Raw genomic sequence first — 20,874 nt, 5'->3', positions numbered from 1 at the left:
TTACCAATGAAAAATTTTTTAGTGCTTTTTCTGTTATTGTTAGGAGGAATAATGGTATCGCAACCTCTAAGTTTTAATGCTTATTATGATGTTTATATTCAGGGATATAAATCTAGTGATTTAGCAAAAATGAAAGAAGGAAGTGAAAACCTAATGATAAATTATTCGGATGAATTTGCAGGATATTATCTTCATTCGTATTATCAAATTCTGAAAGGTGATTTAAATGCTGCACAGATGGCTTCTACACAAGCTTTAAATATTCAGCCTTTAATGCCATTTCCTTATTTCACACAATCCTACATTCAATTCTTGAATGGAAATACAGAAAAGGCACTTCAAAATTTAGAATGGGCCATGCAATTGTCAACGTTTCAAAACCCTCAAGAAACCATCGATGATATGGTGAAAATTGAAACATTTACTAAAAAAGATTTGTCTCCATTAAAAAACAAATGGCTTTCTTATTATCAAAACAATACAGTAAACATCAACAAAGCCATTGAATTAGACAATTGTGTGAATGGAATTCTAACCCAAGGTAAAAAATGTGCTAATTTAGATGCTCTATTTGCTTATTATTCCAGCCAAAGAAATGCCAATCCTTTGTTCCAAAAAATGTTGCCTTTGCTCAAAGCAGTAACGTTTTATTATGGAGGAAATACTAGCGAAAGTATCAATCAATTTGAATATTTTTTAGAAATTAGTAAAAACAATTCGTCTTTGGTTAGCCAAAGAGGTTATGCTTTGTATTTTTTATCAGTAATCAAAAATAATTCCTTTAATAAACCAGGAGCATTGGTTACTATTAATGATGGATTAAGTGAAAAACTCAAATTGCCTTATCCGACATTAGCTTTAGCGAATATGCAATTGCATAAAATTCAAGTGCTGGCTAAAATGGAAAACAAACAAGAGGAAAAATTACAAACGGCTTACCAATTAGAACAAATAGCAACCAAAATTAATAACGATTATTTTAAGGCAAAAGCATTTAATTCTATTGGAGCATATCATATTTTTGATGGTCCACAAGCTGAAAGAACAAAAGCTGGAACCTATTTAACCAAAGCTTATAATTTGGCTAAAGCAATTAATGATAAAAGTTTAATCAATGAGGTTAGCGGAAATTTAGTGATGATAAAAGCAAAACAAGGCTTACATGAGGAAGCTAAAAAAATAACGGAAGAAACGGTTGCCTACAGCTTGAAAGAAAATGATTTTGCAGGAGCACAAAACTTATACAATAATTTAGGATTTCTCTATTACAACCAAAAAGATTACAAAAATGCGATTACTCAATTTGAAAAAAGTATTGCTTTAGCAGATAAGGTAAAAGAAAATCTTACAGCCAAACAAAAGTTAGAATATACCAATACTATTGAAGGTGTATATGCAGGTATGATTATGAGTTGTCAATACACTAAAGATGTAGCAAAATTATTTTCCACACAAGAACAAAGTCGAAGTGGCTATTTAAAAGAGCAATTGAATAAAAATATTCCTTTAGCTACTATAAGTGATGCACAACAACTCTTGCAAAATGATGAGGTATTGATTACTTATTCGATTGGTCAACCTGGAGAAATTATCATGAGTGTGATTACAAAAGATAAAGCCCAAATCAGATACAGTTATCCTATAGATGAATTGCTTCGCTTGAAAAAAGCATATACCAACAAAGCCAAAAAAATTCCATCCAACATCAATCCTTATTTGAGTGATTTACAAGTTGATTACAAAGATGGCGAACTAGTGCGATATGCTACCAAACAAGCTGCTTATAAAAAAGAAGATTTTGTAATGTTAATTGAATGGACTAGACAACTTTTAAAAGAAGCTAATCCGCAACTTCAAAATGTGCAAAACGACTTTCTACATTTTTGGTATAATTTAACCTTACTGCCAATTCAAGATGTTTTAATAAGTCATCCAAAAGTAATTATTAGTGCTGCAGATGAATTAAACTATTTGCCTTTCGAAGCTTTTTTATCTCCTAAAAATCAATATTTTGTAAGTACACATGATGTAAAATACATTCCAAATACAACCATTTGGAAAATCATTGCCAACAGAAAATATGCAGAAAATAGAAAATCGGTCATTGCTTTTGGTGGTGCCTTGTACCAACCTTCAGGAAATGTGAAACCAACGGCTCGTGGCATGGAAGACTTTTATAAAATTTCGGATGCTGTAAACCAAAAAATCAATAAAGGCATTTATAATTTCAAACCTGAACTAGAAGCTATAGGTTTTGGAGGTGCAAATTATTTAGAAGGCACATTAAAAGAAGTTCAATTTATAGGCACACTTTCAAATGATATTAAAGTTTTTACAGGATTAAGCATGAGCGAAAGTAATTTCAAAAAACTCAATGCTAGTGGAGAATTAAAACAATACAAAAACTTAATCATATCAACGCATGGTTTCACAGGAACTGTCATTCCAGAATTTAGTGGTGTCATGTTTTCACAACCTAATGGTGGTGATGGCAAAGAAGATACTTTTTTATTAGCTCCAGAAATTGCAAAATTAAACTTGAATGCAGATTTAGTTGTCCTTAGTGCTTGTGATACAGGTATTGGCAAACTCTATGGAGGAGAAGGAATAAATGGACTAAATTCATCATTTTTAGTTGCAGGTTCAAATGCTACAATGTTGTCATTATGGCCAGTAAATGATGCTGGAACAGCATTGACCATGCAAAATTTATTCAAAAAAGTAGTTCAAGAAAATGCAAAAGCTTCTACAACTTTAAACCAGATAAAAAGAGCATTCATTAACGGTGATTTTGGAGAAAGGTATAAACATCCTCAGTTTTGGGCTCCTTTTTTATATAATGGTATGTAAGAATTTTATTTTTAACTTTAATCGTTTGAAATTTTCAAAGTTTTAATTACAAAAAAATACTTATTTTAGTTAAAAATTTATAATGAAAAAAACCTACTTTTTATTTCTTCTTTTTTTTAACATGATGCTAGCTCAAAATAACAAAATTGACAGCTTGCTTCAGGTTATTAATACCACAAAAAATGATTCCATAAAAGTTGATGTCTACAATAAATTGTCTTGGAAATATATTTTCACCGATAAAGAAAAAGCATTAGAAATTTTAAAAATTACCGAAAAGTATGCATTAAAAACCAATCAGAAATACGGTTATAATACATTTTTAAACAACAAAGGAATATTTTTCGATGTCAACGGGTTTTCAGATTCAGCTAAAATTTATTTTGAAAAATCAGTTGCTTACAGTATCAAAAACAAATTTCTAATTCAAGAACAATATTCTTATAACAATTTAGGAATGTTTAACTGGAATAAAGGACGATTTCAAGAAGCTCTAAATTGGTTTTTTAAAGCCTTAAAACTAGCTGAAAAAAATCAAATAAAAGATAACACTATTAAAATTGATGCCACATTAAACAACATTGGATTAATTTACCAAGAAATGGAATTATTCGAAAAAGCAATTCCGTATCATCAAAAAGCTTTGGAAATTCGTTCAGAACGAAAATATGCTCAAGGTGAAGCTTCGTCCTACAATAATTTGGGAATTTGCTACAAAGAATTAAATAAGATTAATGAAGCAAAAACTTCTTTTAAAAACGGAATTCAAAAAGCCAATAAAGCTGAAGACAAAACGGTTTATTACAACAATTTACAAGGTTTAGCACAAATTTATGCTTTAGAAAATAAGCCGCAAAAAGCTTTAGAACTCTACTTAGAATCTTATAATAGACCAGCAGAAGTTCCTATCAATTCTTCTTCTTTAGTAAAAATGACTAGCGAAATTGCTGAACTGTATTTACAGTTAAATCAAACACAAAAAGCCATTGAATTTGGAGAAAAATCTGTATATGAAATTAATAAAGAAACTGATGCTGATGTCTATGAAGTTAATGTATATAAAACTTTAGCAAAAGCATATTTTAAAACTGGAAATAGTGTAAAAGGGAGTTTTTATAATGAGTTGTATTATAAAAAAATAGCACTAAAATTTAAAGAATCTTCTGCAAAAGCTTTACAGGAATTAGAAACCAAATACGAATCAGAAAAAAGAGAATTAGAATTAGCGCAAGCTAAAAATGAAAATTTAGTAAAAGAAAATAAAATAAAACGTAAAAATTATCTCATTTATGGAGCTTTTGGATTGGCTTTTTTACTTGGATTAATTGGTTTTTTGGTTTACAAACAGCAAAAATTAAAAAATGAGCAATTGCTTAAAGAAAATGAATTACGACAAGCTTTAACTAAAATTGAAACCCAAAATAGGCTTCAAGAACAACGTATAGAAATTTCAAGAGAATTGCATGATAATATTGGATCACAATTAACTTTCATCATTTCTTCAATTGATAATTTGAAGTTTTTCGACTTGTCTAAAGAAGATTTCAATAAAAAATACGATTCTATTACTGGTTTCACAAGAAATACAATTACAGAACTTCGAGATTCCATTTGGGCCATGAACAAAGAAGAAATCACTTTTGAAGATTTAAAAGCAAGAACAGCAAATTTCATAGAAAATGCAAAAATTTCCCTTCAGGGAATACAATTTGAATTTGTGTATCCCAAAGAACATGAAAAAATAAAGTTAGACTCAAAAACAGGTATTACTCTTTACAGAATAATTCAAGAATCTGTAAATAATGCTATAAAACATGCAAAAGCGACTCAAATTTCTGTCACAATAGTTGTAAAATCAGATAACATCAAAATAAATATTACGGACAACGGAAAAGGATTTGATTATAAAACTATCGAAAAAGGGAATGGTATAAATTCATTAGAAAAAAGAGCCAAAGAAATTAAGGCAAGTATTCAATTCATAAGCCAAAATGGCATGCAAGTTGTGGTAGAAGTACCTAAAATATAGGGCAGTTGCCTTATTTATTAACTCAAAGTTAGAATGTACTTTTGTAAGTAATCCATAAATTTTTTAACAATGATTAGTTTGCTGTTTTTTTTCATATTATCGATAAGTATCGTGATTTTGCATACAATCAAGCAGAAGAAAAGCACAGCAATATTTGATAAAGTAGTTAGTTCATTACTCATACAATTAGATTTGGAGAAACAAAAAAAACAGCTCTTAAACGAAAATATTAATTTAGATAATAAAACAGAATTTAAATTAGATATAATCAAAAAACAAATTAATTTACTCGAACACATAGCTCAATAATCTTTCAAACATGAAAATTGCCATCATAGACGATAATAGTTTTTTAATTGCTTCCATCAAGGAAAAACTATCTTTTTTTGAGGAAATTCAGATAAAATTCACTGCAACAGATGGTCAAGATTTACTTAATAAATTAGAAGAAAACCACAATTTAGATGTGCTTTTAATGGATATAGAAATGCCAAATTTAAACGGAATTGAAGCTACTAAATTAGTAAAACAAAAATATCCTCAAATTAAAATTATCATGCTAACGGTTTTTGATAATGACGAAAATATTTTCAATGCTATAAAAGCAGGTGCAGATGGTTATTTGTTGAAAGATGTAAATCCTCACACTCTTTTTAACGGAATTGTGGAAACCATGAATGGTGGAGCAGCAATGAATCCTTCAATTGCTTTAAAAACTTTAAAATTACTAAGAAATCCAGTTGATTTTAGTTCAGATGTTGAAAAAGAAAAAATTGAATTAACGGCAAGAGAAATAGACGTTTTAGAACAATTAGCCCAAGGATTAAGCTACACTATCATTGCCGAAAATTTATTTTTGTCTCCTTCAACGGTTAGAAAACATATCGAAAATATTTACAATAAATTACAAGTACATTCTAAATTAGAAGCTGTTCAAAAAGCACAAAGAAATAATTTGATATAGACTCTTTTTTATATCTTCGTATCAAATTAGTATAAATGAAATCTAACAATTCAAACAATCTTGGTTTTTTTGGAAAATTATCTGAAATCAGAAAGTGGATTTTAGTGTTGATTGTTTCTTTTCTTCTTTTTTGGATATTCAATTATTTCACAAAAAGTAATGAATCTTCAACGGTTGAATACGATACCAATCTCATTCAACAACAAATAAAAAACGTTGGAAAATTAGTAGTTACAGAAGGTCATTTTGCTGAAGTCTTAACATATAAAGACAAAAAGAAAACTTACATTCCTGGATTGTCTTTTGATAAAAAAGCTCTAGTAGTTATAAATGCTGATGTAACCGTTAGCTTCGATTTAAGTAAAGTGGAATATGATATTGATGCTGAAAACAAAATTTTAACGATTACAAATATCCCAAAAGAAGAAATTAAAATCAGTCCAGATTTCAAATATTATGACACTGAATCTTCCACTTTTAACGAATTTACAGGTGAAGATTACAACAAGATCAATAAAATAGCCAGAACTAATTTAGCAAAAAAAATTGAAAAATCTACGTTAAAATCAAATGCTAAAAATCGATTGTTATCGGAATTATCAAAAATGTTAGTGTTAACCAATTCAATGGGTTGGACATTAAAATTTAACGGAAATGTTATTAAAAAAGAAAATGACTTAGAATTAAAACTATAAAAAAGGCCTCGTTAATTAAAGCCTTTTTTATTATAATTTGTTTTCTAAACTAGACCAACCACCACCATTAATACAGTCAATTCCGTTTTGTTTCAAGATTGAAGTAGCTTGACCACTTCGCATTCCTGAACGACAACATGCAATAATTGGCTTGTTCCATTTTTTTATTTCAGCAATTTTTTCATTCAAAACTTGTAATGCAATATTTTTTGAACCTTTAATATGTCCTTCTTTAAATTCTTCAGAAGTTCTAACGTCTAAAATTATTGCATCTTTAGCAACATATTCCTGAATTTCATTTGTTTTGTTTCCAAAACCTAATACATCTAATATTCCCATGATTTGCGTTTTTTGACTAATTTTAAAGTTCAAAAATACGTTTTGTAAATTATACTTTTGTAACAAATGTTACGTCACTCAATTCATTTTACTATTTTTGAAAAGATGAAACCAATGGATAGAAAAACCGAAATTATAAATTGTGCTGCTAAACTATTTAAAGAAAAAGGGTACAGTGCAGTGACGATGCGAGATATTGCTCAAGCATTAGATATAAAAGCAGCCAGTTTATACAATCACATAAAATCCAAACAAGAAATTTTAGTGTTGATTGTTTTAGAAATTGCTGAAGAGTTTACCAATAGAATTAACGAAATTGCTTTTTCAGATTTAAATACAATAAAAAAAATTGAAAAAGTAATCGAACTTCACATTGATATTACAATCAGAAATCCTGACGCTCTTGCTTGTTTAAATAACGATTGGATGCATTTAACTGATAAAGAATTAACCTATTTTATAAAAATGCGAGAGGACTATGAGGAAACTTTTAGACATTTGATAAACACAGGCATTCAATCCAATGAGATAAAAAACTTAAACCCTGAAGTTATTATTTTTTCCATTCTTTCCACTTTAAGAACATTGTATATTTGGTATGGAAAGAAAAACAGATTGACTGAATCTTCTTTAAAAAAGGATATGGCAGAAGTACTTTTAAAAGGAATTGTAAACTAAATTTTTTGTTATTTTTTTAGTATCTGCTACAACAAAAGTTAAAAATTTACAACGTTTTCGTAAAATTAATATTTTTTCATTAAATTTGCATAGTAAACTAACAATTGTTAGTTTTGATAATTACACGATTAAATGGCTAAATTTCATAACATACAAGTTCAAGATATTTACAAAGCAACAAGAGATTGTTCTGTAATTACTTTCCAAATTCCAGAAGAATTAGTTGCCGATTTTCAATACAAACAAGGACAACACTTAACTTTAAAAGCAATAATTGACGGAGAAGATATTCGTCGTTCTTATTCATTATGCTCAAGTCCAGTTGAAAATAAATGGCAAGTTGCTGTTAAAAAAATAAATGGTGGCTTATTCTCAACTTTTGTAAACGACACATTGAAAAAAGGAGATTTCTTAGAAATAATGGCTCCAAGTGGAAAGTTTAATGTGGAAGTTAGTCCAGAAAAATCCAAAAATTATATCGCTTTTGCAGCAGGAAGTGGCATCACACCTATACTTTCCATCATAAAAACACATCTAGCTCAAGAACCAAATAGTACTTTTAAACTGTTTTACTTGAATAGAAGTGTAAAATCAATTATCTTTAAAGAAGAAATAGAACAGCTGAAAAACAGATACTTCGGTCGTTTTGAAATATTTCATTTCTTAACCAAAGAACACCGTTTTTCAGAATTATTCAATGGAAGATTCACCAAAGAAAAAATACAAGTTCTTACAGATAAAATCATAGATATTCCATCAATTGACGAATGTTTTATTTGTGGACCAGAAGATATGATTTTCTTATTGCGTGACGAATTAAATGCTGCGGGTTTAGACAAAGAAAAAATTCATTACGAACTATTCACGTCAGGAATTTCTGAAGAAGATAAAAAAAGAATACAAAAAATAGTAGAACATAAAGTCAGCGGAACCGATGTTACCATTATAGACGGAGGAAAAGAATTTCACTTCATCATGGAAGATTCTTACGACAATATTCTTGATGGAGCATTAGCAGCTGGAGCCGATTTACCTTTCGCATGTAAAGGAGGAGTTTGTAGCACATGCAAATGTATGGTAGTAGAAGGAGAAGTAGAAATGAAAATAAATTACGCATTAGACGCTCACGAAGTTGCACGCGGATTGGTGTTAAGCTGTCAAGCTGTGCCAACTACAGACAAAGTAGTAGTAGATTTTGGAGTTTAGAAGCAAATGGCTCGGGCATTTTAGTGGTCCATTTTCCTGCTTTCCGTTACAATCTTTTTTTTCAAAAAAGGATTTGCACTGCAATCAGGGCTATTAGAGAAATGTATTGAATAAAATTAGAAAATAATCTGCGAATCTGCGGTAAAAATAAATCGGTTATAGTTATTAACTTTTAACCTTATAAACTAATAACCTTTTAACCTAAAAAGTTATGTCAGAAAAAGAAGTAAAAAACCTAGAAGAAATTTTCGATGCAAAAATTGCACGCGACGAAAAAATCGAACCAAAAGATTGGATGCCGGAAAAATACCGTCAGACACACATTCGTCAAATTTCCCAGCACGCACATTCTGAAATAGTAGGAATGTTACCAGAAGGAAATTGGATAACTCGTGCTCCATCTTTAAAGCGAAAAGTAGCTCTATTAGCAAAAATTCAAGACGAAGCAGGTCATGGTTTATACTTATATTCTGCTTGCGAAACATTAGGAGTTTCTCGCGAAGAATTATACGAACAATTGCATTCAGGTAAAGCAAAATATTCAAGTATTTTTAATTATCCAACCTTAACATGGGCAGATATGGGAGCAATCGGTTGGTTAGTTGATGGTGCAGCCATTATCAATCAAGTGCCTTTATGTTCTACTTCATATGGACCTTACGCAAGAGCAATGGTTCGTGTGTGTAAAGAAGAAAGTTTCCACCAAAGGCAAGGTTTTCAAATCATGATGACTTTAGCTGAAGGAACTCCAGAACAAAAAGAAATGGCTCAAGACGCTTTAAACCGTTGGTGGTGGCCAGCTTTAATGATGCTTGGTCCTTTAGATGCTGAATCGGTTCACACAGAACAATCGATGAAGTGGAAATTAAAACGTAAAAGTAACGACGAACTTCGTCAGCAATTCATCGATCAAACCGTTCCACAAGCACACATGATTGGTTTAACAATCCCAGATCCTGATTTAAAATGGAACGAAGAAAAACAATCGTATGATTTCGGAGAAATGAACTGGGATGAATTCTGGCAAGTAGTCAAAGGTCACGGTCCATGTAATAAAGAACGTATTTCTGCAAGAGTAAACGCTTGGGAAAACGGAAAATGGGTTCGCGATGCAGCCATGGCTTACGCAGAAAAACAAGAAAATAAAGTAGTAAAACAAGCAATATAAAAAAGTATTGAGTGTTCAGTTATTAGTTGGCAGTTACGCATAATACTAATAACTGAACACTCAATACTGAACACTAAACACTATGAAAAATTGGCCTCTTTGGGAAGTATTTATAAGAAGTAAAAATGGATTAGAACACCGTCATTGTGGTTCACTTCACGCAAGTGATGCAACGATGGCACTTGAAAATGCGAGAGATGTTTACACAAGAAGAAATGAAGGTGTGAGTATTTGGGTAGTACCTTCTGCACAAATCACAGCATCAAATCCAGATGATAATGCAGAACTTTTTGAACCTGCAAATGATAAAGTATATCGTCATCCAACTTTTTATGAATTGCCTGACGAACTAAAACATATGTAAGATGAAGGATAATTTAGTTCAATATATTTACGGAATTGCAGATAACGCTCTGATTTTAGGACAACGTTTAGGTGAACTTTGCGGTCACGGTCCAAGTTTAGAAACTGATATTGCAATGACAAATATCTCCTTAGATTTATTTGGTCAAGTGAGAAGTTATTTTCAATATGCTGCCAAATTGCAAGGAGAAGAAGTTACAGAAGACACAATCGCTTTTTTACGAAAAGAGCGTGAATACAAAAATGTCCATTTAGTAGAACAACCTAATCGTGATTTTGCATATTCTATTACAAGACAATTCTTTTTTGATATTTATCATTTGTTATTACTTTCAGAATTACAAAATAGTAAAGACGAAACATTAGCTGCAATTGCTAAAAAAAGCATTAAAGAAGTTTCGTATCACACCCGTTTTTCATCAGATTGGATGAAACGTTTAGGAGATGGAACTGAAGAAAGTAACAACAGAATTCAAACAGCAGTCAACGATTTATGGGAATTCACAGATGAATTGTTCCACACAACTGACGCTGATAAAGCTATGATTTCAGAAGGAATTGGAGTAGATGTAAGTTTATTAAAAGAACTATTTTACAAAAAAGTAAATGAAATTCTTTCAGAAGCAACATTACAAATACCGGATATAAAATATTTCCAAAAAGGAGGAAAACAAGGAATCCATAGCGAACACATGGGTTATCTTTTAGCACAAATGCAATACATGCAATTGGCTTATCCAAATATGAATTGGTAGTGATTAACGATTAACGAATATTGATTTAAGATTTCAGAAGTTCAAAAAATCAAAAATCGTTATTCTTCAATCAAATAAATCTTTATGACAGAAGAACTAACACATATCGACCCAAAACTATTCGAAATACTCGAAACAGTTTCCGACCCAGAAATTCCAGTCTTATCGATTATGGAAATGGGAGTTGTGCGTTCTGCAAAACTAGTCAATGATATTGTTGAGGTTCAAATCACACCAACATACAGTGGTTGTCCAGCAATGGATGTCATTGGAGAAGATATCATCAAAGCATTCAAAGACAAAGGATATAAAGCCAAAGTCGAATTAATATTATCACCAGCTTGGACAACCGATTGGATAACTCCAAAAGGAAGAAAAGCTCTTGAAGAATACGGAATTGCTTCACCATTATCAGAATCAGCCGATAAAGAAGCACTTCTTGGAAATAAAAAAGTAGTGAAATGTCCACAATGTGGTTCATTAAATACAAAATTAGTCAGTCAATTTGGCTCTACAGCATGCAAAGCATTTTTTCAATGCGAAGAATGTTTAGAACCTTTCGACTATTTTAAATGTTTAAAATAATCTGCAAGGTTTCCAAAACCTTGTAGCTTTTAATTATAAAATTATGAGTTCAATTCTTTTAAAAATTGAAAATAAAATAGCATTTATAACATTGAATCGTCCAGATGTATTCAATAGTTTCAATCGCGAAATGGCATTGTCTATGCAAGAAAAACTAGATAATTGTGCTAGTGATTCAAATGTAAGAGCAATTGTAATTTCCGGAAACGGAAAAGCATTTTGCGCTGGACAAGATTTAAAAGAAGTAACTGATCCAGATTTAAATCCAGGTTTCAGAAAAATTTTAGAAGAACATTACAATCCAATCATCCAAAAAATCAGAACCATTGAAAAACCAGTAATTGCTGCTGTAAATGGTGTGGCTGCTGGAGCTGGTGCAAATATAGCTTTAGCTTGTGATATTGTTTTAGCCGTTGAAAGTGCAAGTTTTATTCAAGCCTTCAGTAAAATCGGATTAGTTCCAGATAGCGCTGGAACCTTCTTTTTACCAAGATTAATTGGCTTACAAAAAGCAACAGCCTTAATGATGTTAGGAGATAAAGTTTCTGCACAAGAAGCTTCAGATTTAGGAATGATTTACAAAGTATTTTCAGCAGAAACTTTTGAAGAAGAAGTCAATAAATTAGCCACAACTTTAGCAAATATGCCAACAAAAGCATTAGGATTAACCAAAAGATTATTAAACCAATCTTTAACTAATAACCTAGAACAACAATTAGCTTTAGAAAGCGATTTGCAAATAGAAGCCAGTTCGTCAAACGATTATAAAGAAGGTGTAACGGCTTTCGTAGAAAAAAGAAAACCCGAATTTAAAGGAAACTAATAAAAAAATAAAGCTTTGCGAACTTTGCGTAAAACCTTCCGCTCTTTGAGGTTAAAAATATATAAAGAATGAAAGTATCAGTAATTGGTTCAGGAACAATGGGAAGTGGAATAGCACAAGTTGCTGCAACTTCTGGTTGTCAGGTAAAATTATTCGACTTAAATAATGAAGCTTTAATCAAAAGTAAAATCAGTTTAGAAAAAGTTTTAGATCGATTGATCGAAAAGCAAAAAATTGATGCAGCTGAGAAAAATCGAATTCAAAATAATATTTCATACGTAAATACATTAAACGATTTATCCGATTCTGATTTAGTAATCGAAGCCATAGTTGAAAACCTTGAAGTCAAGCGAAAAGTGTTTTCTGAATTAGAAATAGTAGTCTCGGAAAACACCATTTTAGCATCTAATACATCTTCATTATCCATAACTTCCATTGCTGCTTCTTGCCAAAAACCAGAACGCGTCATTGGAATTCATTTTTTTAATCCAGCACCCTTAATGCAATTAGTGGAAGTTGTGCCAGCGATTCAAACTAGTGAAGAAGTTTTAAATAAAACTGTACAAACTATATCTGATTGGAAAAAAGTAGTTGCTGTTGCAAAAGATACACCTGGATTTATTGTAAATCGTGTAGCAAGACCATTTTACAGCGAAAGCTTACGAATTCTAGAAGAAGGTTTTGCAGACATGGCAACTATAGATTGGAGTTTAAAAGAAATCGGTGGTTTTAAAATGGGAGCCTTTGAATTAATGGATTTTATTGGTCACGATGTAAATTATGTAGTAACTGAAACGGTTTTCACAGCTTTTTATTTCGACCCAAGATACAAACCGTCTTTAACTCAAAAACGCTTAGTAGAAGCAGGTTATCTAGGAAGAAAATCAGGAAGAGGTTTTTATGATTACAGTAAAGAATTGCCAAAACCAAAAGAAGATAAAGCAAAACCACAACAAATATTTGATAGAGTTTTAGTAATGTTAATAAACGAAGCAGCAGATGCTTTATTTTTAAATATCGCTTCAGCAAAAGATATCGACACCGCAATGACCAAAGGAGTAAATTATCCAAAAGGATTATTAGCTTGGGCAGACGAAAAAGGAATCAATTGGTGTGTAGAAAAGCTAGACGAATTATACAACGAATATCACGAAGATAGATACAGATGTAGTCCGATTTTACGTCGAATGAACAAAGAGAATAAAACTTTTTTCTAAAAATAAACTTAGCGAACATTGCGTAAATCCTTGCGCTCTTTGCGGTTAAAAACAAAAAAATGGAAGGAACAAAAATACCATACAAAATGCTTTCTCAAGATGCCTACAGCCAATGGTTAGGTATCGAGATTTTAGAATGTGAAATCGGTCGTTGCAAACTAGCCATGAAAGTTCGTCCAGAAATGCTAAACAGCATGCAAAAAGCACATGGTGGAATCACTTATTCGTTAGCAGACACAGCTTTCGGATTCGCAGCCAACACACATGGAAAATTTGCAGTATCCATTGAAACATCCATAAATCACATAGAAGCAGTTAATGAAGGAGATTATTTGGTAGCCGAATCTGTAATAGAAAAAGTAAACAATAAACTAGGATTCAATATCATAGAAGTAAAAAGAAATGGTGAATTAGTGGCTCTTTTCAAAGGCGTAGTGTATCGTACTCAGAAAGAATGGGAAGAATAAAAAATTAACGATTTAAGATTAACGATTTTTGATTTCAGAAGTATTTAAAATCAAAAATCAGCAATCGTGAATCAACAATCAAATAAATCAACATGGAAGCATACATAATAGACGGAGTAAGAACTCCAATAGGAAGTTATCAAGGAAGTTTAGCACCAGTTCGTCCAGACGATTTAGGTGCATTGGTAATCAAAACTGTAGTTGAAAACAATCCAAACATACCAAAAGAAGCTTACGACGATGTTATCATGGGTTGTGCCAATCAAGCTGGAGAAGATAATCGTAATGTAGCGAGAATGTCATTATTATTGGCAGGATTACCTTATACAGTTCCAGGAGAAACTGTAAATCGATTATGTAGTTCAGGTTTATCAGCCATTATTCATGCTAATCGTGCAATAAAAGCTGGAGACGGACACGTTTTTATTGCTGGTGGAATCGAAAACATGACTCGCGGACCACTAGTAGTTTCAAAACCATCATCAGCTTACGGAACAGATTCGAAAATGTACGATTCAAGTTTCGGATGGCGTTTTGTTAATCCAAAAATGCACAGCATGTTCGGAACAGATGGAATGGGAGAAACTGCTGAAAATTTAGTAGAAAAATATAATATTTCAAGAGAAGATCAAGATAGATTTGCTTTGAATAGTCAAATGAAAGCAACTGCAGCACAAAATTCAGGTCGTTTAGCAAAAGAAATTGTAGCTGTAGAAATTCCACAAAGAAAAGGTGATCCAATAGTTTTTGCAAAAGACGAATTTATCAAACCAAATTCTTCATTAGAAGTATTAGGAAAACTACGTCCAGCATTCAAAAAAGACGGAAGCGTAACAGCAGGAAACTCATCAGGACTAAATGATGGAGCAGCAGCAACAATTATCGCATCTGCAGAAGCTGTAGAAAAATACAATTTAAAACCAATTGCTAGAATTGTAAGTTCAGCAGTAGTTGGAGTAGAACCAAGAATAATGGGAATTGGACCAGTAGAAGCCTCTAAGAAAGCATTAGCAAAAGCCAATTTGACTTTAGACCAAATCGACATCATCGAATTAAATGAAGCCTTTGCTTCACAAAGTATAGCTTGCTTACGTGAATTGGGCTTAAAAGACGATGACGCAAGAGTAAATCCAAACGGTGGTTCCATCGCAATCGGACATCCATTAGGAGTTACAGGAGCTAGAATAGCTTATTCAGCAGCATTAGAATTACAATTAACAGGAAAAAGATACGCATTAATCACCATGTGTATCGGAGTAGGGCAAGGTTACGCAGCAATTATTGAAAGAGTATAAAAATAAAACTTTGCGAACCTTGCGAAAAACCTTTGCGAGCTTTGCGGTTAAAAAAACATAATATGAAGTTACAAAACTACATAAACGGAAATTGGGTAGAAGGACAAGGAGAAGGAACTCCAATGTTTGATGCCATAACCGGAGAAATAATCGGTTTTACTACAACTGATGGATTAGATATTCCTAACGTTTTAGCATACGGAAGAACAAAAGGTGGTGAAAAACTACGTAAAATGACGTTCCAAGAAAGAGGAAATATGATCAAATCATTAGCCTTGTATCTTACCAAAAAGAAAGAAGCCTTTTACGAATTAAGTTACCGAACTGGAGCAACTCGAGTAGATAGTTGGATAGACATTGGAGGTGGATTCGGAAATCTTTTCGCCAATGCATCCTTACGAAAATTATTCCCAAACCAACCGTTTCATGTAGAAGGTGATCCAATAGACTTATCAAAAGGAGGTCGTTTTATGGCACATCATATTTTGGTTCCAAAACATGGAGTTGCGGTTCATATAAACGCATTCAATTTCCCAGTTTGGGGAATGTTAGAAAAATGTGCTGTCAATTGGATGGCAGGAATGCCAGCTGTAGTCTTGCCAGCACCACAAACGGCTTTTTTAACAGAAGCTGTAGTGAGAGAAATAATCGCTTCAAAAATATTACCAGAAGGAGCTTTACAATTATTAAGCGGAATGACAAAATCCATCTTAGATACTGTAAATTCTCAAGATGTTGTAACGTTTACGGGTTCAGCACACACTGGAAAATTACTAAAAAACCATCCAAGATTAATTGAAGAATCGGTACCTTTCACAATGGAAGCCGATTCATTAAACTGTTCTATTTTAGGAAAAGATGCTGTTCCAGGAACACCAGAATTTGATTTATTCGTAAGAGAAGTCAAAAACGAAATGACGGTTAAAGTTGGACAAAAATGTACGGCAATACGAAGAATAATTGTTCCAGAAGAATTAATAGATGATGTTCAAAAAGCATTAGCATCACAATTAGATAAAGTCACTATCGGTGATCCTAGATTAAAAGAAGTCCGAATGGGAGCTTTGGTAAACAAAACCCAAGTCGAAAGTGTAAAAACTCAAGTAAACAAAATCGCTCAAACAGCACAAATGGTTTACGGAAACTTTGATGAGGTTCAAACCATCGGAGCAGATGCTAAAAAAGGTTCGTTCTTGAAACCAATTTTAATGCGTGAGAACAATCCGTTTGTAAATACAGCTTGTCACGAAATTGAAGCCTTCGGACCAGTTTCTACGATTATGCCTTATAAAAACTTGGAAGATGCTATCACTTTATCGCAAATGGGTAAAGGTTCCTTAGTTTCTTCAATTTTTACTTATGATGATGCCATTGCAAGAGATTATGTAATCGGAGCAGCATCACATCATGGCCGAATTTTAGTCGGAAATCGCGAAATGGCCAAGCAAAGTACAGGTCACGGTTCACCTTTACCAATGTTGGTTCACGGTGGTCCAGGTCGTGCTGGTGGCGGAGAAGAAATGGGTGGTGTTCGAGGCATCAAACATTATATGCAACGTTGTGCCATTCAAGGTTCACCAACTACAATTACAGAAATAACAGGCATTTATCAAGCCAATGCCAAATATAAAGAAGCACCAGAACATCCTTTTAAATATCATTGGGAAGATATTCAACCTGGAATGTCTTTAAAAACACACAAACGTACTTTCACAGATACAGATATCATCAATTTTGCCAATTTAACTTGGGATCATTTCTATGCACACACTGATATCACATCACTTGAAGGAAGTATTTTCGAAAAAAGAACGGCTCACGGTTATTTCATTATTTCAGCTGCAGCAGGATTATTCGTTTATCCAAACAAAGGACCAGTTGCCGCAAATTACGGATTAGAAGAATGCCGTTTCTTACGTCCTATTTATCATAATGATACAGTTTATGTGAGATTAACTTGCAAGCAAAAAGTAGATAGAGATGTAGCTTCAGCTGAACATCCAAGCGGAATTGTAAAATGGTTTGTGGAAGTTTTTGATGCTGAAGACGAATTAGTAGCAGTCGCAACTATCCTAACAATGGTGCAGAAAAAACAAGAAACATTTGTAGAGATGACCGATGAAAAAATCGAAGAATGCCTCAATAAATTGACAGAAAACACAAAACCAAAATGGGGAATTTTAACGCCTCAACATTTGTTAGAACATTTAGAACATGGTTATAGAATTATGTCAGGTGAAATTCAAGATTTTGAAGTTTCAACACCCGAAAAAATTCTAGATAAAGTACACAATTCATTATACAATTACGATAAATTCCCAATGGGAACTTCTTTTCCAACCATGAAAAAAGGTGAAGTAGAAGCATTAGTTCATCCCGATTTTGAAACAGCAAAAGCCAAGTTTTTCGAAGCCAGACAAGCTTACAAAACCTATTTCAAAGAAAATCCAGATGCAAAAGTAAAAAACATGGTATTCGGAGAAATGAACAAATACGCATCATATCTATTAGAAAGAAAACATTTAAACCATCACTTCGAACAATTCGATTTGATATAAAATAATTAGGAGCTATTTCCAGCTTTCCACTGTATCTTTTCTTTTTTTAAAGAAAAAAAGAAAAGGATGCCGTTCCAATCTGGGCTAGAATTTAAAGAAAAAAAAATCCGCGATAATCAGTAAAATCTGTGTCATCAGCGTTCAAAAAATAAAAACATGTCACAAGCATACGTAAAACACGAAATAAAAAACAACATTGCAACCATCGAGTTCTTTCATCCAGAACATAACTCGTTACCAAGCGATATATTAGCCAAATTAGCCAACACCATTACAGAAGTTGGAAACAACAACGAAGTAAAAGTCATCATATTAAAAAGTGGTGGTGACAGAACTTTTTGTGCAGGAGCAAGTTTTCAAGAATTAATTTCTATAAACGATGCAGCTACCGGAAAAGTATTCTTTTCAGGATTTGCCAACGTAATCAATGCGATGCGTAAATGTCCAAAATTCATCATCGGAAGAATACAAGGAAAAACTGTTGGTGGTGGAGTAGGAATTGCAGCCGCAACGGATTATTGTATGGCAACAAAATTTGCTGCCATTAAATTATCAGAATTAAATGTTGGAATCGGACCATTCGTAGTTGCACCAGCTATCGAAAGAAAAATGGGAGTTTCAGCCATGTCACAAATAGCTATTGATGCCAATACGTTTTACGAAGCAACTTGGGCAAAACAAAAAGGACTATTTGCTAATACATACGAAAGCATAGAAGAATTAGATACAGAAGTACAAAAATTCGCTGAGCATTTATGCACCTATAATCCAGAAGCCATGCAGGAAATGAAAAAAGTATTCTGGAGAGGAACAGAAGATTGGGATAACCTTTTAGCCGAAAGAGCAGCCATCAGCGGAAGACTTGTTCTGTCAGATTTTACAAAAGAAACATTAAAGAAGTTTAAATAGCTAATCACTAAAAAATGGTATACGAATTCAAAGGGTTCATCCCAGTAATACACCAAAGTAGTTTCATTCATCCGCAAGCAGCTGTTACGGGTAATGTCATTATTGGAAAAAACGTATATGTTGGTCCAGGAGCAGCTATTCGTGGAGATTGGGGCGAAATCATTATTGAAGACGGTTGCAACGTTCAAGAAAATTGTACCATTCATATGTTTCCAGGAAAATCAATGGTTTTAAAACCAGGAGCACATATTGGTCACGGAGCCATAATTCATGGAGCAAATATTGGAGCTAATTGTTTGATTGGAATGAACGCAGTAATCATGGATGATGTGAATGTCGGAGATGAAAGTATAATTGGAGCCTTAGCTTTCGTAAAAGCAGGAATGCAAATCCCAAATCGAAAAATGGTAGTTGGAAATCCAGCCACAATTATAAAAGATGTTTCAGACGAAATGATTGATTGGAAAACAAAAGGAACCGCTTTATATCAAAAACTTCCATCAGAATGTTATGAAAGTTTAAATGCAGTTGAACCATTGAGAGATATTCCAGCCAATCGTCCAACACAAGAAGCGTTTTATAAAACATTAGAAGAATTTAAAAATAAGTAATTAGTAATAAGTGAAGAGTGAATAGTCATTGACTTACAACTTGCAACTTACAACTTACAACTAAAAAAATGACAATAGAATTCAAAATGCCCAAAATGGGTGAAAGTATATCCGAAGCAACGATAATTTCTTGGTTGAAAAACGTAGGAGATTTTGTGGATGCTGAAGAAACCATTTTAGAGGTCGCAACCGATAAAGTCGATAGCGAAGTACCTTCTCCAGTTTCAGGAACAATTACCGAAATTCGTTTTCAAAAAGACGATGTAGTGGCTGTTGGAACTGTTTTAGCCCTAATTGATGCTGATGGAAAACAAGAAACTAAAAGTGTAAAAAAAGAAGTTGTCAATACTAAAGTTGAAGCTCAACCAGAAGTTGCTAAGCAATCAAATACTGAGTTTAAGCAATTAAAAAGTAATCCTGATGCCTTTCTTTCACCTTTAATCATTAGCATTGCTCAAAAAGAAAACCTTTCTTTAGAAGAAGTACAAAGTATTCCAGGTTCAGGAACTGATGGTCGAATTCAAAAAAGCGATGTTTTCAACTATTTAAAAAATAGAAAATATCCACTCCAGTCTAAACCGATAAAAGATAACCTACAACCGACAACTTTCCCAAAACCAAAAATCAATTACGTAGAAGGAAAAGACCGAATTGTAGAAATGGATCGCATGCGCAAAATGATTGCAGATCATATGGTCTATTCGAAACAAACTTCGCCTCACGTGACTTCATATATTGAAGTGGATGTTACGAATTTGGTGGATTGGAGAAATGCAAATAAAGATAAATTTCAAGAAAAACATAACGAGAAACTAACATTTACACCAATTTTCGTTCAAGCTGTAGCCAAAGCAATTGAAGATTTTCCTTTGATAAATGTTTCTGTGGATGAGAAAAACATCATCGTACATAAAGATATTAATATTGGTATGGCAACCGCATTGCCTTCAGGGAATTTAATTGTTTCTGTAGTAAAAAATGCTAATAAAAAAAATGTCATTGAGATTGCTAAAGAAGTAAATAATTTAGCTGAAAGTGCAAGAAATAACAAACTAAAACCCGAACAAACTCAAGGAAGTACGTTCACGATTTCAAACGTGGGAACTTTTGGAAGTTTAATGGGAACTCCAATAATCAACCAGCCAGAAGTAGCCATTTTAGCTTTGGGAATTATCAAAAAACGTCCAGAAGTTATCACAACTGAAAAAGGAGATGAAATTGCCATCAGAAGTATGATGTACCTTTCCCTTTCATTTGACCACAGAGTTGTTGATGGATTTTTAGGAGGTTCATTCTTGCGAAAAGTGGGAGATTATTTAGAACAATTTGATACAAATACAACGATATAAAACATGACAGAGA

General features: G+C 32.6%; 19 protein-coding genes. 18 read left to right on the top strand and 1 reads right to left on the bottom strand.

All coding sequences use genetic code 11. The features are described 5' to 3' along the window. Nucleotides 1-6 precede the first annotated feature (6 nt). The 4 genes from AABJ49_RS04110 to AABJ49_RS04095 all read left to right on the top strand — a co-directional run bounded on the left by AABJ49_RS04110 (nucleotide 7) and on the right by AABJ49_RS04095 (nucleotide 6,538). Entirely contained in the window at nucleotides 7-2,850 is a 2,844-nt protein-coding gene (locus AABJ49_RS04110; protein WP_338376270.1) for a CHAT domain-containing tetratricopeptide repeat protein, read from the top strand. 82 nt (nucleotides 2,851-2,932) lie between these two features. Beyond that, a complete protein-coding gene (locus tag AABJ49_RS04105) occupies nucleotides 2,933-4,879 on the top strand; it encodes a tetratricopeptide repeat protein (RefSeq protein WP_338376269.1) in 1,947 nt (648 codons plus the stop codon). Between the two features lie 319 nt (nucleotides 4,880-5,198). Next, the gene (locus AABJ49_RS04100; RefSeq protein WP_338376267.1) at nucleotides 5,199-5,843 is read left to right on the top strand and encodes a response regulator transcription factor; all 645 of its coding nucleotides are present in this window, start codon (nucleotides 5,199-5,201) and stop codon (nucleotides 5,841-5,843) included. Nucleotides 5,844-5,878: 35 nt separating this feature from the next. Beyond that, entirely contained in the window at nucleotides 5,879-6,538 is a 660-nt protein-coding gene (locus tag AABJ49_RS04095) for a DUF4230 domain-containing protein (RefSeq protein ID WP_338376266.1), read from the top strand. A gap of 30 nt (nucleotides 6,539-6,568) precedes the next feature. Here the strand turns inward: AABJ49_RS04095 and AABJ49_RS04090 are convergent, their stop codons facing one another. Beyond that, nucleotides 6,569-6,877, bottom strand: coding sequence for a rhodanese-like domain-containing protein (locus tag AABJ49_RS04090; protein ID WP_338376265.1), 309 nt, complete (start codon nucleotides 6,875-6,877; stop codon nucleotides 6,569-6,571). A gap of 66 nt (nucleotides 6,878-6,943) precedes the next feature. Between AABJ49_RS04090 and AABJ49_RS04085 the strand changes: the two genes are divergently transcribed. The 14 genes from AABJ49_RS04085 (at nucleotide 6,944) to AABJ49_RS04020 (ending at nucleotide 20,861) form a co-directional block, all read left to right on the top strand. Continuing rightward, nucleotides 6,944-7,555, top strand: coding sequence for a TetR/AcrR family transcriptional regulator (locus AABJ49_RS04085; RefSeq protein WP_338376264.1), 612 nt, complete (start codon nucleotides 6,944-6,946; stop codon nucleotides 7,553-7,555). A 132-nt stretch (nucleotides 7,556-7,687) separates the two neighbouring features. Then, nucleotides 7,688-8,761 carry a 1,2-phenylacetyl-CoA epoxidase subunit PaaE gene (paaE, locus tag AABJ49_RS04080; protein WP_338376262.1) on the top strand — a complete coding sequence of 358 codons (1,074 nt, stop codon included), beginning with the start codon at nucleotides 7,688-7,690 and terminating at the stop codon, nucleotides 8,759-8,761. A gap of 211 nt (nucleotides 8,762-8,972) precedes the next feature. Continuing rightward, entirely contained in the window at nucleotides 8,973-9,929 is a 957-nt protein-coding gene (gene paaA / locus AABJ49_RS04075) for a 1,2-phenylacetyl-CoA epoxidase subunit PaaA (RefSeq protein WP_338376261.1), read from the top strand. 82 nt (nucleotides 9,930-10,011) lie between these two features. Beyond that, entirely contained in the window at nucleotides 10,012-10,293 is a 282-nt protein-coding gene (paaB, locus tag AABJ49_RS04070) for a 1,2-phenylacetyl-CoA epoxidase subunit PaaB (RefSeq protein ID WP_338376259.1), read from the top strand. A 1-nt stretch (nucleotide 10,294) separates the two neighbouring features. Further along, complete coding sequence (paaC, locus tag AABJ49_RS04065; RefSeq protein ID WP_338376258.1) at nucleotides 10,295-11,047, top strand: 1,2-phenylacetyl-CoA epoxidase subunit PaaC; 753 nt, start codon at nucleotides 10,295-10,297, stop codon at nucleotides 11,045-11,047. A gap of 84 nt (nucleotides 11,048-11,131) precedes the next feature. Further along, the gene (gene paaD, locus AABJ49_RS04060; RefSeq protein ID WP_338376256.1) at nucleotides 11,132-11,632 is read left to right on the top strand and encodes a 1,2-phenylacetyl-CoA epoxidase subunit PaaD; all 501 of its coding nucleotides are present in this window, start codon (nucleotides 11,132-11,134) and stop codon (nucleotides 11,630-11,632) included. A 43-nt stretch (nucleotides 11,633-11,675) separates the two neighbouring features. Then, on the top strand, nucleotides 11,676-12,455 hold the full coding sequence (locus AABJ49_RS04055) for an enoyl-CoA hydratase-related protein (protein WP_338376254.1): 780 nt from the start codon (nucleotides 11,676-11,678) through the stop codon (nucleotides 12,453-12,455). Nucleotides 12,456-12,523: 68 nt separating this feature from the next. Next, complete coding sequence (locus AABJ49_RS04050; protein WP_338376253.1) at nucleotides 12,524-13,672, top strand: 3-hydroxyacyl-CoA dehydrogenase NAD-binding domain-containing protein; 1,149 nt, start codon at nucleotides 12,524-12,526, stop codon at nucleotides 13,670-13,672. Nucleotides 13,673-13,731: 59 nt separating this feature from the next. Beyond that, complete coding sequence (locus AABJ49_RS04045) at nucleotides 13,732-14,139, top strand: hotdog fold thioesterase (protein ID WP_338376251.1); 408 nt, start codon at nucleotides 13,732-13,734, stop codon at nucleotides 14,137-14,139. Nucleotides 14,140-14,231: 92 nt separating this feature from the next. Next, nucleotides 14,232-15,434 (top strand): 3-oxoadipyl-CoA thiolase, encoded by a 1,203-nt coding sequence (gene pcaF / locus AABJ49_RS04040; RefSeq protein WP_338376250.1) that lies wholly within the window; start codon nucleotides 14,232-14,234, stop codon nucleotides 15,432-15,434. Between the two features lie 62 nt (nucleotides 15,435-15,496). Continuing rightward, nucleotides 15,497-17,992 carry a phenylacetic acid degradation bifunctional protein PaaZ gene (gene paaZ, locus AABJ49_RS04035; protein WP_338376248.1) on the top strand — a complete coding sequence of 832 codons (2,496 nt, stop codon included), beginning with the start codon at nucleotides 15,497-15,499 and terminating at the stop codon, nucleotides 17,990-17,992. A gap of 156 nt (nucleotides 17,993-18,148) precedes the next feature. Then, nucleotides 18,149-18,901 carry an enoyl-CoA hydratase/isomerase family protein gene (locus tag AABJ49_RS04030; protein WP_338376247.1) on the top strand — a complete coding sequence of 251 codons (753 nt, stop codon included), beginning with the start codon at nucleotides 18,149-18,151 and terminating at the stop codon, nucleotides 18,899-18,901. A gap of 14 nt (nucleotides 18,902-18,915) precedes the next feature. After that, nucleotides 18,916-19,512, top strand: coding sequence for a transferase hexapeptide repeat family protein (locus tag AABJ49_RS04025; RefSeq protein WP_338376246.1), 597 nt, complete (start codon nucleotides 18,916-18,918; stop codon nucleotides 19,510-19,512). A gap of 68 nt (nucleotides 19,513-19,580) precedes the next feature. Then, nucleotides 19,581-20,861 carry a dihydrolipoamide acetyltransferase family protein gene (locus AABJ49_RS04020; RefSeq protein ID WP_338376244.1) on the top strand — a complete coding sequence of 427 codons (1,281 nt, stop codon included), beginning with the start codon at nucleotides 19,581-19,583 and terminating at the stop codon, nucleotides 20,859-20,861. Nucleotides 20,862-20,874 lie beyond the last annotated feature (13 nt).

This window comes from uncultured Flavobacterium sp. (assembly GCF_963922255.1).
In the GTDB taxonomy this organism is placed as follows: Bacteria; Bacteroidota; Bacteroidia; order Flavobacteriales; family Flavobacteriaceae; genus Flavobacterium.
Note: the sequence above shows the minus strand (reverse complement) of the source record. Positions and strands in the feature narration are given on the sequence as shown.

Coding starts and splice junctions, on each gene's coding strand:
- AABJ49_RS04110 (WP_338376270.1), top strand. CDS start 7: ATGAAAAATTTTTTAGTGCTTTTTCTGTTATTGTTAGGAGGAATAATG.
- AABJ49_RS04105 (WP_338376269.1), top strand. CDS start 2,933: ATGAAAAAAACCTACTTTTTATTTCTTCTTTTTTTTAACATGATGCTA.
- AABJ49_RS04100 (WP_338376267.1), top strand. CDS start 5,199: ATGAAAATTGCCATCATAGACGATAATAGTTTTTTAATTGCTTCCATC.
- AABJ49_RS04095 (WP_338376266.1), top strand. CDS start 5,879: ATGAAATCTAACAATTCAAACAATCTTGGTTTTTTTGGAAAATTATCT.
- AABJ49_RS04090 (WP_338376265.1), bottom strand. CDS start 6,877: ATGGGAATATTAGATGTATTAGGTTTTGGAAACAAAACAAATGAAATT.
- AABJ49_RS04085 (WP_338376264.1), top strand. CDS start 6,944: ATGTTACGTCACTCAATTCATTTTACTATTTTTGAAAAGATGAAACCA.
- paaE (WP_338376262.1), top strand. CDS start 7,688: ATGGCTAAATTTCATAACATACAAGTTCAAGATATTTACAAAGCAACA.
- paaA (WP_338376261.1), top strand. CDS start 8,973: ATGTCAGAAAAAGAAGTAAAAAACCTAGAAGAAATTTTCGATGCAAAA.
- paaB (WP_338376259.1), top strand. CDS start 10,012: ATGAAAAATTGGCCTCTTTGGGAAGTATTTATAAGAAGTAAAAATGGA.
- paaC (WP_338376258.1), top strand. CDS start 10,295: ATGAAGGATAATTTAGTTCAATATATTTACGGAATTGCAGATAACGCT.
- paaD (WP_338376256.1), top strand. CDS start 11,132: ATGACAGAAGAACTAACACATATCGACCCAAAACTATTCGAAATACTC.
- AABJ49_RS04055 (WP_338376254.1), top strand. CDS start 11,676: ATGAGTTCAATTCTTTTAAAAATTGAAAATAAAATAGCATTTATAACA.
- AABJ49_RS04050 (WP_338376253.1), top strand. CDS start 12,524: ATGAAAGTATCAGTAATTGGTTCAGGAACAATGGGAAGTGGAATAGCA.
- AABJ49_RS04045 (WP_338376251.1), top strand. CDS start 13,732: ATGGAAGGAACAAAAATACCATACAAAATGCTTTCTCAAGATGCCTAC.
- pcaF (WP_338376250.1), top strand. CDS start 14,232: ATGGAAGCATACATAATAGACGGAGTAAGAACTCCAATAGGAAGTTAT.
- paaZ (WP_338376248.1), top strand. CDS start 15,497: ATGAAGTTACAAAACTACATAAACGGAAATTGGGTAGAAGGACAAGGA.
- AABJ49_RS04030 (WP_338376247.1), top strand. CDS start 18,149: ATGTCACAAGCATACGTAAAACACGAAATAAAAAACAACATTGCAACC.
- AABJ49_RS04025 (WP_338376246.1), top strand. CDS start 18,916: ATGGTATACGAATTCAAAGGGTTCATCCCAGTAATACACCAAAGTAGT.
- AABJ49_RS04020 (WP_338376244.1), top strand. CDS start 19,581: ATGACAATAGAATTCAAAATGCCCAAAATGGGTGAAAGTATATCCGAA.